At 41.2% G+C, this 12,890-nt stretch carries 10 protein-coding genes; 4 read left to right on the top strand and 6 right to left on the bottom strand.

The window, feature by feature from the left end; translation table 11 throughout:
* The first annotated feature begins 382 nt into the window (after positions 1-382).
* Positions 383-1,870, top strand: coding sequence for a glycosyl hydrolase family 57 (locus tag V7K62_RS30445; protein WP_334870828.1), 1,488 nt, complete (start codon positions 383-385; stop codon positions 1,868-1,870).
* 66 nt (positions 1,871-1,936) lie between these two features.
* On the opposite strand, the gene V7K62_RS30440 is transcribed toward V7K62_RS30445, so the two are convergent.
* Together V7K62_RS30440 and V7K62_RS30435 are read right to left on the bottom strand one after the other, a co-directional pair.
* Positions 1,937-3,013 (bottom strand): pentapeptide repeat-containing protein, encoded by a 1,077-nt coding sequence (locus tag V7K62_RS30440; protein WP_334870826.1) that lies wholly within the window; start codon positions 3,011-3,013, stop codon positions 1,937-1,939.
* 390 nt (positions 3,014-3,403) lie between these two features.
* Positions 3,404-4,762: a sensor histidine kinase gene (locus V7K62_RS30435; protein ID WP_334870824.1), complete on the bottom strand. Its 1,359-nt coding sequence runs from the start codon at positions 4,760-4,762 to the stop codon at positions 3,404-3,406.
* Between the two features lie 240 nt (positions 4,763-5,002).
* Between V7K62_RS30435 and V7K62_RS30430 the strand changes: the two genes are divergently transcribed.
* Both V7K62_RS30430 and V7K62_RS30425 read left to right on the top strand, forming a co-directional pair.
* The gene (locus tag V7K62_RS30430; RefSeq protein ID WP_334870822.1) at positions 5,003-5,194 is read left to right on the top strand and encodes a hypothetical protein; all 192 of its coding nucleotides are present in this window, start codon (positions 5,003-5,005) and stop codon (positions 5,192-5,194) included.
* A 108-nt stretch (positions 5,195-5,302) separates the two neighbouring features.
* On the top strand, positions 5,303-6,454 hold the full coding sequence (locus V7K62_RS30425; RefSeq protein WP_334870820.1) for an S-layer homology domain-containing protein: 1,152 nt from the start codon (positions 5,303-5,305) through the stop codon (positions 6,452-6,454).
* A 218-nt stretch (positions 6,455-6,672) separates the two neighbouring features.
* On the opposite strand, the gene V7K62_RS30420 is transcribed toward V7K62_RS30425, so the two are convergent.
* Positions 6,673-7,110 (bottom strand): CAAD domain-containing protein, encoded by a 438-nt coding sequence (locus V7K62_RS30420; RefSeq protein ID WP_334870818.1) that lies wholly within the window; start codon positions 7,108-7,110, stop codon positions 6,673-6,675.
* Positions 7,111-8,411: 1,301 nt separating this feature from the next.
* Between V7K62_RS30420 and V7K62_RS30415 the strand changes: the two genes are divergently transcribed.
* Positions 8,412-10,085 carry a sensor histidine kinase gene (locus V7K62_RS30415; protein ID WP_334870816.1) on the top strand — a complete coding sequence of 558 codons (1,674 nt, stop codon included), beginning with the start codon at positions 8,412-8,414 and terminating at the stop codon, positions 10,083-10,085.
* A gap of 88 nt (positions 10,086-10,173) precedes the next feature.
* Here V7K62_RS30415 and V7K62_RS30410 read toward each other — a convergent pair whose 3' ends face one another.
* Genes V7K62_RS30410 through V7K62_RS30400 form a run of 3 tightly spaced genes read right to left on the bottom strand, consistent with a single transcriptional unit; the run spans position 10,174 to position 12,188 of the window.
* Entirely contained in the window at positions 10,174-10,875 is a 702-nt protein-coding gene (locus V7K62_RS30410; RefSeq protein WP_334871145.1) for a carbonic anhydrase, read from the bottom strand.
* Positions 10,876-10,903: 28 nt separating this feature from the next.
* Positions 10,904-11,215, bottom strand: coding sequence for a P-II family nitrogen regulator (locus tag V7K62_RS30405; RefSeq protein WP_334870814.1), 312 nt, complete (start codon positions 11,213-11,215; stop codon positions 10,904-10,906).
* A gap of 4 nt (positions 11,216-11,219) precedes the next feature.
* On the bottom strand, positions 11,220-12,188 hold the full coding sequence (locus V7K62_RS30400) for a sodium-dependent bicarbonate transport family permease (protein ID WP_334786312.1): 969 nt from the start codon (positions 12,186-12,188) through the stop codon (positions 11,220-11,222).
* Between the last annotated feature and the right edge of the window lie 702 nt (positions 12,189-12,890).

The following is a 12,890-nucleotide window of genomic DNA, read 5'->3' as shown; positions in this document are numbered from 1 at the left end:
AGGGGGGATCAAGAAATATTTGATACTTCTCAGACATCCTCTTACAGCTTATTTAAAAGAGGGAAACAGATTCAAACCCAGAAACCTAGATGAAATGTAAATTTATTAATTTCGAGTTGTATCATACCATTTCCAAAAATCTTTGCAACATAATAAATTGGCTGTAGGGGCGTACAGATGTACGGCTATAGCAACAAAATTAAATAGGATTGCTGTATATTTTCCAACATTTTTTATATAAGTGTGATATCCCAACTGTTGAACTACAGAGATATTGCGGGAGTACAAGGCGATCGCAGTTTGCATCAATACATAAAGTTGCAGATCATAAATTGCTGTGCGATCGCATAATTAGACATACCTTGTTTCGGAGCAACCAGAAATGCTTTCCTTCCCCACAACTCTGACTCCTTTGCCCGAAATCATTGATGGCTTGCCGAATATTTCTGGTTGGGAAACAGAGGTTCTCTCTGTAGTTAACCACGATCAACCAGTATTTTTACCAACAACGAATCTGCGCTTAGAAGACGTAAATGCTGTGTTTGCGATCGCCTTACACATGCACCAGCCAACTATACCTGCTGGAAATGGCGGCACACTGATCAGCAATCTGCAATATATGTTTGAACATCCCCATGAAGGGGATAACCACAATGCAGATCCTTTTGCCCATTGTTACAGCCGTATGGGTGACTTGATCCCCGAATTGGTAAATCAAGGTTGCAATCCGCGTGTGATGTTGGATTACTCTGGTAATCTTCTGTGGGGACTGCGGCAAATGGGACGCGGTGATGTTCTGGATAATCTCAAACGGATCACTTGCGATCGCACCTACCAACCTTATGTAGAATGGCTGGGTACAATGTGGGGTCATGCAGTTATTCCTTCCACACCCATAGCAGATATTAAATTACATATCGTTGCATGGCAACATCACTTTGCGGCAATTTTTGGCTGGGAAGCACTAGCGCGAGTTAAAGGATTTTCGCCCCCAGAAATGCACCTACCAAATCACCCTGATGCTCTCTTTGAATTTGTGAAAGCGCTGAAAGAATGTGGATATCGCTGGCTACTTGTTCAAGAACATTCTGTAGAAACTCTTACGGGTCAATCTCTCACTCATAAACATTTACCACATCGTCTAATTGCCCGTAATTCTCAAGGCGAAACCATTAGCATTACAGCTTTAATTAAAACCCAAGGTTCGGATACTAAATTAGTTGCTCAAATGCAGCCTTATTACGAAGCTAAAACATTATCCAAACAACAAATTGGGAGTGTATTTGTACCACCAATAGTTAGCCAAATTGGTGATGGTGAAAATGGCGGCGTGATGATGAATGAATTTCCTAGCGCTTTTAAACAAGCTTGGTGGGATATGGTCAATAATGGCGGAGGAAAATCAGGTGTTGTTGGGGTGTGTGGTACAGAATATTTAGAATTAATCGAAGCTGCTGGATGCAAATCTGAAGATTATCCAACTTGTCAACCAGTGGGACAACATCAAATTTGGGAGCGAGTTTCACCAGAAAATAATCAACCGGAAGCTGTAGAGAATGCTATTCAAGAATTAAAGCAAATAAACTCTAATTTTCATCTGGATGGAGCCTCATGGACAAATCATATCAGTTGGGTAAAAGGATATGAAAATGTATTGTCTCCGATGTATCAATTAAGTAGTTTATTCCATCAGAAGTTTGATCCATTGCTGCAAACTGACTCAGCAGAAGCGATCACGAAACAGTCTCAATACCGTAACATTCTTCTACATAACCTTTTGCTGCAAACCAGTTGTTTTCGTTATTGGGGACAAGGTGCTTGGACTGATCACGCACGGGAAATTTACCAACGTGGCGAAAACTTAGTGTAAGCAAATTCTTTACCGTAGACTATTTTCACAATATGACGATGCCATTTTGGCTTGGAATTAATTATCCTACCAAGCCTTAATCATTTCTATTAGTATGTTAAAAAAAGGATTATTTATAATTTGTTTAATCATCTCTATACTACCTGCTTGTAGGGTATTCATAAGCTTTTCCCTCATTCCCGGCGGGACAGAACTTATCAAAAAATTATGTTGTTCTTCTTCTGTAGCCCCAGGATTTTTCTGCTTTAAATCTCTAAGTAATTGCTGAATTTTTCCTACTGCTATTTTTATTTGCAAAAGCTGAGTAAACTCTTCTGATTTAAAATCCCTATTACTGGGTATGCGACTTTGATTGTTACTCCTCAAGTAAACATATTGACAATCAATATTATCTACTATTGTGCCGCTATTAATATTCCAGTTTTCTAAACAAGCACCTGTAAACACAGCTTCAGCGAAGTTTGTTCTTAGTGCTTGAGTTGCACTAAGATTAGCCTTATTCAGATTTGCTTTATAGAATATAGCTTGGTTGAGTTTTGCACCATAGAATATAGCTTGACTGAGGTTTGCATAACTTAATGTAGCTTCACTAAGGTTTGTAAAACTTAACTCAGATTCACTAAGGTTTGCATTACAGAGTATGCTTTCCTGGAGATTTGCACTCCAGAAGTTAGCATAAGTTAGTGTAGCTCTAGTAAGGTCAGCTTCTTGGAGATTAGCAAACCTGAAGCTAGCATTCCACAAATCAGCTTCTTGGAGATTAGCCCTCGTAAGGTTAGCATTATCCAGGCGGGCCATCCTTAAGTTAGCTTGCGTGAGATTAGCTCTACTAAGGTTAGCTGAGTTTATGAAACTAGGAAAAATAAAGTTTGTTTGCGTGAAAAAACTAGCAAAACAAAGTATAGCCTGAGTAAGGTCAGCTCTTTCGAGATTAGCTCTTGAGAGTCTTACTCCTGTGAGATTAGCTCCTCTAAGATTTGATCCACTGAGATCAAATCTCCTAAGATCCTCTGGAATCCCTGGCGGAACCCTCGTAATACAAGCCCCTTCGAGATCAGGTAATTCATGTGGGTTTTGTTGTCTCCACTGATTCCACCTGTTCGCACCTTCCCATAGCCTTCTCAAGTGTTCGGGATTCGTCATTTAAATTCCTTTTATACCTTTTATCTGTATAGAATATTCACTCCAAATAATGCTTAAAACAGTGCGATATGAAACAAATTTATGTTTTTTAATATGTACATATCAAACTAGTACATCAAAAGATGTTTATGAAAGTATTCAACATTATCCGATTCCACCTAACCCTCCTTAAATAAGAGTAAGCAGTTCTTATTATGAAGATAATTTTAGGAAAACATTGAACCGATCGCTGTATCAATAAAAGTTTTTCAGATATTCTCTAAATGCTACGATTATGTCTTGATTAACCAGAAGTGATCACACCGTGATTTTTTGTTATGGATATTTGTACACGTAAATAAATTATCTGCGTTCATCTGCAATTGCTGCGGCTTGATTTAAGAAATATTGCTACACCAGAGGTAACAATATTTCAAATTTTGTACCTATATCAATCTGTGAATGAAAATTCAGTTTCCCGCCATGTCTCACAGTAATAATTCGATAACTTACTGCTAAACCAGTATTTTTACCATTCTTTGTTTCCAGAGAAAAAGACTCCATAATTTGCTGTTTTAATTCTTCAGACATTCCAGAGCCATTGTCAGCAATGCGAATTAAAACCCAGCGAGAATCTGGTGCATCTGGGTTGCTTGCTTCTTGTGATATAACTTCTGTGGTAATCTCAATTCGGGGTTTTTGAACAGTCTTTGTCTCTTCTAAATGTAACTGCTGTCGCACTGCTTCATTGAGTAAAGTATCCACAACTTCACTTAAGATATTCATCAAAACCTGGTTTAGCTGCCCCATAAAGCAATATACTGGGGGCAATTGACCGTAGTATTTGACGATTTCAATTTCTCCCTGAAGACGGCTATTAATTAATAAAATAATACTATCTATACAGGCGTGTAAATCTACTGGTTTTGGATAAAGTTCATCGATATGACAGAAGTTTTGCAAGCTAGTAACGAGTTTTTTTAATCTTTCTGCTCCCGTGCGAATACTCGCAAGCGATCGCGACAAATCTTGTTCTAGAAAATCAAATTCAATATCTTCTTTAATTTGATTAATTGCCTGAGAAACTGATGGTAACTCTTGATTGTAAGCCGCTATTAATTTGAGTAAATCTTGACTGTAGTTTGAAACATAAATTATGTTACCCCAAATAAAACCCACTGGGTCTAAAATTTCGTGGGCTACGCCGTCTACTAAACGCCCCAAATTTGCCATTTTATCATTTTGAATCATTTGGGCTTGACTGCGTTCATAGCGGATCAGATTGTCGATTCCCCGAATTTGCCAAGAAATAATATTCAATTCTTGGACATCTAACAATCTATAAGCACCAGATTCGGTTTGTACTACAATTGGTTCTGCTAATAATTCTGGCGATCGCTTTAAGCTAAGTTGCATTGTTGTTAAAATCGATGTTGTATCAGCAACCAGCAACATCGGTGTCCGCGCATAGCTGTAGAGAACAGCTAATGGTTGCTGAACAAATAACTCTTGTCCGAATGGGCGAATCAAAAATTCCAGCAGTCGCCGCCGCGAAATCATCCCAATAAACTGTCCCTGTTCTACTAAAATTACTCCTGGTAGCAGCGGATATTTTTCCAAAAAACTAGCCACTTCCATACCGGTGTGGTTGATTTCCACCGAGAAGTTATACATTGGTAGTTCTTGGAGAGTTGAATCTAAACTAAGATCGCGATCGCTACCAAGAGACAAAAATGGCGGTGAGATTTGGCAACTGAATTCTTCTGGCACTAGACACCCTGATTTTTTCAAAGACAGGTAAAGAATAAGTTAATATTTTACATTCTGCCACCCTCAAAATCCGGTTTTAGTTTAGGTATCTAATAAAATTAGTGGTCTGTCAAGCTGAAAATCTTTCTCAGGCGACTGGAAGTAATTGGCGGGCAATTTATAATCTGGGTGGAGAATATTCAGAAAGCGATCGCAAGCTACACTAAAAACAACCTTTACAAAGAGTGCAAAGGTAGCGTTATGACCTCTGTAACCAATCCACCCAACGCCCTCACTTCTTTCCCCGATCATACTCAGCTTCCTGACTCTGATGGCACGTTTGTGTTCGCGGAGCGTGCCGAACAGGAATCCCAAAGAGCAGAGCAGGAATCCCAAAGAGCCGATCGCCTAGCTGCCCAATTGCGATCGCTCGGTATTGAACCAGAAACCTAATATTTTCTCTAAATTACGAATTATTAATTAAACAAGGGCTGGTGTAAAAGAGTCATCTGTGGCTTAATTTGTTTAGACACAAATTTTACTGCTATCAGGGTAATCACGATGACAAATAGACCTCCTTCCGAACCGGAGTCATCCCAAAGAACTGCCCTTGGCTTTGATGAATTTATAGCCATTCTGGTTGCCTTCACCACTATCGGAGCGATTCTTTTTTGGTCATTGTCCCGCAGGGATTCTAGCTGGAATTTAAACGGGCTGCTGTCGCCTTCCTCCACTCCATCTTCTAGTATTCAACCAAATCAAGTATTGCCCTCTCCTGCTGCCAAGCTAGAACCTTATGCAGTCCCCAACAACGTTTTACCTGATTCTTCACCTGAGGCTGTTGTTGAACCCACGACACGTTCATTTCCCACTAATAGCGCAACTCCTTACCGCGCAATGTTGCCATCGGTTCTGGTAATCCCTACTCAATCTCCACAAGCACAAACACCTGTATCCTCTCCAACAGAAGTTGAATCATCAATTAAATCATCAGCGTTGCCTTTAGTAACTCCGGCAAGACCAAAATCAATCATTCCGCCGCCCATTGCATTTAACGATGTGCCAGATAACTTTTGGGGTCGGCGTTTTATAGATGTTCTTTCTGCCCGTGGGATTCTCAAAGGGTTTCCTGATTATTCTTTTAGACCAAATCAGCCTGTAAACCGCGCCGAATTTGCTGCCATAGTACAACAAGCCTTTGACCAAGAACCGTCTAAGACTGCGATCGCATTTCAAGATGTACCAACAAAATTCTGGGCAACTCCAGCAATTGACCAAGCCATCACTGCCGGATTTCTCAAAGGCTACCCGAAAAAAACCTTCAAACCACAACAAAATATTTCACGAGTGCAAGTTTTAGTAGCCCTTGTCAGTGGCTTGAATTTGAAAGCACCCACTTCCCCCAATCAGATTATCAGTGTCTATAAAGATGCTAAGGACATTCCACCTTATGCTATTGGCAAAATCGCCGCTGCTACAACCAATGGTCTAGTAGTTAACTATCCAAATCCCCAAGTCCTTGATCCCAACAAAGTAGCTAGTCGGGCGGAAGTGGCGGCGATGATTCATCAAGCTTTAGTAAAACGGGGCAAATTGGAGGCAATTACATCTCCTAATATAGTGCGAACGCCCAAAATATCTCCAGGAGTTTCGCAGACTCCAAAAGCGAACCCAAAGGGTAAATTGCCCACCGGCAGTTCGCCTCAACAATAATTCGTAATTCCTAATTAAACCAAGGGTCAGAAGGAGCGAGTTCTATACGAAGTGTTAGTGAACTTCGTAGGGAATTTTGAGAGAAGTCTGAACGCCGTAATTTGACGTTCAGATTTAGGTGATTTGGAATTAGAGCGTACTTCTACACAGGAGCAAGCTACGCGTACCGTCTGTCTGCGACACGCTGTTCGCGTTCGTAGAGAAGCGATAATTAGATATTAAGCTTCTGGAATTTGTTTACCGACAACTTGTGATTTAAGAGTGGTGATTTCACTAGTTAACTCTTTCCTGGTTGAGGCTTTGAGTAAATAGCGGTAAACAAACCAGGCAGAGTAACCAATACCGATCAACTCAAAAGTAGGTGCTACTAAGGGGATATCATTCAAAGCATCTAATATTGCCAAGAGTACTTTAACCCCAACAATTGATCCTACAATTAAACCAACTGTTACCAGGGGTTGCTTATATTGATTAAAGAAGCTTCCCAGATAATCTGGTAATGTTGCTAAAAAGGTAGAAATTTGCTCCCCGTATTTTAGCCATTCGTCTTGAGACTGCGCCGGAGGCTGAAGTTTGGTGATGGTTCCCGTTTGAGTGTTGATCTCTGCCACTGTAGTATCTTTGGATGCGGTTTCGGTAAATTCTTGTTCTGGCATTTTCACTCCTATTAATTTGACAGTTGAGTTTTTCTAATCTGGATAATTACAACCAAAAGGTTGTTGATTAGGTAATCCACTTGTGCATCAGTTCAATTGGATGAAGGGCACAAAAGGGTTTTAGTGTCCTATAACCATAATTGACCCGTACTATCTACTGCATCAACTACAAGGTAGACAGTCAGTAGGAGGATAGAACTCAGAAGGCAGCAGGATGTATTATAATCAACTTCCTGAGTTCTATTTTTTGGAATCAACTGGAATCCTCAGGTTGTGATTATCCCATTCCGTGTCATTTGCTTATAATCGTACTAAATCTAAGTACAAATCAGGCAAAAATCAGTCTACCTCTCATTTATATAAGCCTAGAAGCCGATTTTATCCGATATTAAAGCTATCTTAAGCCGCGTTCGTCAATTAACCCATTCGTAGTGATATTAATACGTAATAAAAGTTTTTGTGTCTTCACATAGACTAGACTTTTAACCTATTTTATGATATATGTGCCTGGGATGACGGAGATGAGGGGACAAGGGGAGAATAACCCATAGCCAATCCCCAATCCCCAATCCCCATTACCCAATCCCCATTACCCAATCCCCATTACCCAATCCCCATTACCCCTTATCCCCAGAGGGGCCCCACCTGACCCATTGGTGTCAACTTAAGCTGAAACTCCTTTAAAACCTCGTTTCTAGCCTCTGGCTAGAAATGCTGCTCCTGGCGGCTCTGCCGCCAGTAAGAGAGGCGGAGCCTCAAGGACGAGCATTCCCAGTCGGAGACTGGGAACGAGGGAATCCCCATTACCCCTTATCCCCAGAGGGGCCCCACCTGACCCAATCCCTAACAAGTGTCAAACCTTTTGTTTTTTTCCTGATTGTATTAATTTTATAAGGAAGCAGTAAGGTAGAGTAGTGGCGTAGGTGATTGCAAGAACTCATTGCTTGCTATCAACCGGATATTGAGGAAAGTAGTGTGGTTAAGGAGAAGACGCTCTCAGGCGGGTCTTTGGTGCAGGAAAGTATATCGTTGCTGCTGAAAAAAGTAAATTCTGTTTACCTTAGTAATTATACTTAGTAATGTTACTATAAAAATTACTCGTCAGTATAAGGTTATGCTAATTATCTAGTAAGCAATGATTTGCTCTTGCGATAAAAGAAGATAATGTAGATGTTAATGAATAATTAAAGTATTTTCACAAGCTAGACTAATTTGATTATTTTTGCGGGAAGGTAAGGAGGTTTGAGAAATGCCTTCCTCAAAAGCCAACCCCTATCTACAGCAGTTCAGAAAGCAAAAAAGTGTCAGCCGAAGAGTCATCGACAGACGAACTCCCAACTATAGAATTTCCTTCACGAGGGAAACTCAAAGCTAGTTCTTGGCGTATCCATCAAAAAATTGGCTATGGGTACTTTGTAGCTATCGGAATTGGCTTTTTTGGCTCACTAACTGGGTTAGTGATCGCTAATTACTACCGGGGAAGGGAAGTTAGACAATTCAATCAAGCTTATGAACAAGGGCAACTACTGAGTAATTATAAAGATGCTGTAGTCGGGGCGCAATTACATAGTTCTAACCTAGTTGCTGTATTAGAAAATTCACAACAACTGCAAAGTAAAAAAGCTGATTTTCTGAAGAATGTTGAAAAAGCCAAGCAACTAGAGTCAAAAATTGGCGGATTTCTCGACAGTAAACCTAAAAGACTAGCAGCAACAAGTTCGACTTTACAGACGTTATTGCTGGATTACAAAATTAATTTAAAAGCTTACGTTGACCAAATCGAGGTCGTCTTACAGAAAATTGACTCCAAAAAAGTGCAGCCTCAGCAGATTTCCTCTGCCCGATCGCAGTTATTAATAATTATGCGTGGTGAAACAGCCATGCGGCTAGACCAGCTTTCTCAAAGCTTGACTAACATCCTGCAAACTGCCCAAGAGCAAGAACAAGAAAGGCAAAAAGCCGTTGAGGAAGCAAAAATAGTTGAGCGATTGATTGTGATCGCGAGTATGCTGGTTTCGGTAGCGATCGCAGCTATTGTAGCTTGGCGTACCAGTCGAGCGATCGCTGAACCAGTGATCACTGTAACCCAAGTAGCTGAACAAGTTGCAAGAAAATCTAATTTCGATTTGCGAGCGCCCGTCACCACTGAAGATGAAATTGGCCTACTCGCTAAATCTCTAAATCGTCTGATTGAGCGAGTATCTGAGCGAACAAAAGAACTACAACAAGCTAAAGAATTAGCCGAAGCTGCTAGCAAGGCAAAAAGCGTATTTTTGGCCAATGTCAGCCACGAATTACGCACACCATTAAATGCTGTCATTGGTTTAAGCCAACTACTAGAAGACGACGCTACCGATCTTGGTTTATCGGCAGACTTTATCACAGACTTAGAAACAATTAACTCTGCTGGTAAGCATCTGCTGCACTTGATTAACGAAATCCTCGACTTGTCAAAAATTGAAGCAGGGAAAATGACCCTCTATCCAGAGACATTCGAGATTGCGACGCTGATTCATAACGTTGTTCTCACAGTCAAACCAGCTATCGAAAAAAATGCCAATGTTTTAGAAGTGGATTTTGATGAGCAACTTGGCACTATGTACGCCGATCAGACTAGGATGCGGCAGGTGTTGTTAAACTTACTCAGTAACGCCAGTAAATTCACTACAAACGGCAAGGTGACGCTGACAGTCAACAGAGAAAAGGATGAATTTCGACCGGAGACTCCTTTAGGCAGCATTACTTTTACCGTTACCGACACAGGTATAGGTATGTCTCACCGTCAACAGCAGCAGTTGTTTCAACCTTTTACACAAGGTGATACCTCGACTACGAAAAAGTATGGAGGTACAGGACTGGGGTTGGCAATTAGCCGCCACTTTTGCCAGATGATGGGTGGTGAAATTATTGTCAAAAGTCAGCCAGGAGTTGGCTCTACTTTCACTATTCGTCTGCCAATGACTGTGCAGGATTGAATGGGGCATTGGGCATTGGGCATTGGTTATTCCCCTCATCTCCCTCATCTTCCCCTGCCCCCCTGCTTCCCCTGCTCCCCCTAGCGAATTAAGTAATAATAGTCACCCTACCTGTATCTAAATCGTAACGACCCCCGACAATTTTCAATTTGCCGGACTCCACCTGCTTAGTTAAAAGCTTTGATCGCTTCAACCGTTCAATTTGATATTGCACATTTGCCACCACAGCATTTTCAACTGCATCACCCGGCTGATCCTTGACCTTTTTCAGGGCTGGCTTAATTGCCTTAACAAAAGTACTAATATCACCAGGTAATGATTCCTTTTGGACAGCTGCGGTTACTGCGCCACAACGCTCATGACCCATCACCATCAGCAGCGGAGAACCTAATAAGACAACCGCATATTCAATACTGCCGATCGCTTCATGGGTGGCAATATTTCCGGCAATCCGAACATCAAAGATGTCCCCAATGCCCTGATCAAAAACAATTTCTGCGGGGACTCGTGAATCCGCACAACTCAGAATAGTTGCAAATGGATGTTGAGCTTGAGCAACTTCCTGCAACCGCAGCGCTGTTTGATCGGGGTATTGGGGACGATGATCAATAAACCGCTGATTCCCCTCCATCAGCTTTTGTAAGGCTGCATCGGGATTGAGGGATTCAGGGGAGGTTGAGGGTATTTCGGCAGCTTGAGCCTGTTCAACCTGCCAGAGTAGATCGCTGGCAGTTAGCATCATTCCAAATGCCCCCATCATTCCTAACTTCAAAAAGTCACGACGTTCCATGAAATGCTTCATTGAATTTATAACTCTCTTAAATCGACGCGACACATCTTACAGAGCGAATCTCCATCACATCGGAAACGTAGCAAGTACCTCCGAACTTATTAAGCAGTGGTCTGATATTTTCGACAACACGCTTGAGTTGGTCTGGCATACAAAACGCGAGGATGTAAACATTATCAAGCATGGTCATGTCTAAATCTTCTGTCGTTCCTCGTAATCCTTTACCAACAACATTTCTAATGACGGCATGGCTATGTACACCCGACTTGTCTAAACTATCTAAAATTTTGGCAAGCTCAAAGGAGTTGGCGATAATTTCTATCTTTTTAACTACGTGCATATTATTACCTCCAAAATAGGTTAATTCCGTAGAGATATAGCGGAATTCCCACAATAATATTGAACGGAAATGTGACTGCTAGAGCGGTAGAAACATACAGGCTGGGATTTGCTTCGGGAACAGTCATCCGCATCGCCGCCGGGACAGCAATGTAAGAAGCACTGGCACACAAGACAGCGAATAACAGCGAATTTCCTTGAGGCATACCGATGAATTTGGCAATCACCAACCCAATGCCTGCATTGAGTATTGGAATTAGTATGGCAAATAAAACCAGGAAAACTCCGGTTTTTTGCAAGTCTTTAATTCTTCTAGCAGCGACTAGTCCCATATCCAGTAAAAAGAAGGTGAGAATGCCATAAAACAACCCTTGAGCAAAGGGTTCTAATACGTGCCAACCACGTTGTCCTGTCAAGACGCCGATCAAGAGGCTACCGACTAGTAGAAAAACTGAACTATTAAGAAATGCTTCTTGCAAAACTTCCGACCAAGCAAACTCTCGCTTCTCATTAATTGTGAATATATTCACCAAGATCAAACCTACAATGATCGCTGGAGATTCCATCAGGGCAAGAGCTGCTACCATGTAGCCATCATACTGAATACCAAGCTCACTGAGAAAAGCGCCAGCAGTGATGAAAGTGACGGCACTGATAGAACCGTAGGTTGCTGCGATCGCCGCAGCATCGTAAGTATCCAATTTCAACTTTAGGATAAAAAAGGTGTAAATTGGAACAAAACAAGCCATCAACATTGCTGCCAGGAGCGTTAGAATTACTTCCTGATTCAGTCCGCTTTTGATTAGTTCTACCCCTCCTTTAAAACCAATAGCAAACAGCAGATACAACGAAAGGAGTTTCGGCACTGGTGGGGGAATTTCTAGATCAGACTTGACAAAAACAGCAGTCATGCCTAAAAAGAAAAACAGGATTGGCGGATTCAAAATGTTGGATACAATTAAGCTAAAATCCATATCCACTCCTCTTTATACTGGCGAAACCTGCAATTAAAGAAATTTTTCATCTTTAAAAATTTAACGGTTCAATGATGATGTATCGTCTATTGCTACCCAATGTCAATTGCGTACTCAAGGAGTGAATAGTCTTATTGGTGACTATACTCTCAGTTAGGTATTACAGCGTTTTTCAAGCAAATAAACCACGGGCTAGGAAACATTGCTGTATCCCTACGAAAATTTGTAGTTCAATTAACTGAAAATAGCTGTAAGCTCTGTTGACAACAGAACAAGTTAGAGCTTGCCCAGTATTTTTATGATGTTTGATTCCCCGTCGCTGATTTTACGACACAACGCGCAGGAATAACTCATGGCTAACTTATCTACATAGAAAAATTAACGTATTGTAGTGGGAATCCATGAATTCCCCCTACATAACTTCTATGTTTTTTCTGGTACAATATTTGTGGTAAGCTTTACCCACATTGGTGTCTGATAAGCCTGTAAAATTTGTAGGGTACAAGGTAAGAAATTCATAGTCTGCGGTAGGGCATTCCGTGGACTCAAAACAAAGCTCAACGCCTCCTAAGCAATAGCTGGATTGGTTGAGAAGCCCATAATCTATGCTTGCATACAGTATGGGAGTATGTCACGATGTTGTAACCTGGGCAATAGCGGCTCTCTATTGATGTGACGCCAGGCGTTCGCTTTTTCACATCC

The sequence above is a fragment of the Nostoc sp. genome (genome assembly GCF_036917935.1).
In the GTDB taxonomy this organism is placed as follows: domain Bacteria; phylum Cyanobacteriota; class Cyanobacteriia; order Cyanobacteriales; family Nostocaceae; genus Nostoc.
This window is presented reverse-complemented; position numbering and strand designations above follow the sequence as displayed.

Coding starts and splice junctions, on each gene's coding strand:
- V7K62_RS30445 (WP_334870828.1), top strand. CDS start 383: ATGCTTTCCTTCCCCACAACTCTGACTCCTTTGCCCGAAATCATTGAT.
- V7K62_RS30440 (WP_334870826.1), bottom strand. CDS start 3,013: ATGACGAATCCCGAACACTTGAGAAGGCTATGGGAAGGTGCGAACAGG.
- V7K62_RS30430 (WP_334870822.1), top strand. CDS start 5,003: ATGACCTCTGTAACCAATCCACCCAACGCCCTCACTTCTTTCCCCGAT.
- V7K62_RS30425 (WP_334870820.1), top strand. CDS start 5,303: ATGACAAATAGACCTCCTTCCGAACCGGAGTCATCCCAAAGAACTGCC.
- V7K62_RS30420 (WP_334870818.1), bottom strand. CDS start 7,110: ATGCCAGAACAAGAATTTACCGAAACCGCATCCAAAGATACTACAGTG.
- V7K62_RS30410 (WP_334871145.1), bottom strand. CDS start 10,875: ATGGAACGTCGTGACTTTTTGAAGTTAGGAATGATGGGGGCATTTGGA.
- V7K62_RS30405 (WP_334870814.1), bottom strand. CDS start 11,215: ATGCACGTAGTTAAAAAGATAGAAATTATCGCCAACTCCTTTGAGCTT.
- V7K62_RS30400 (WP_334786312.1), bottom strand. CDS start 12,188: ATGGATTTTAGCTTAATTGTATCCAACATTTTGAATCCGCCAATCCTG.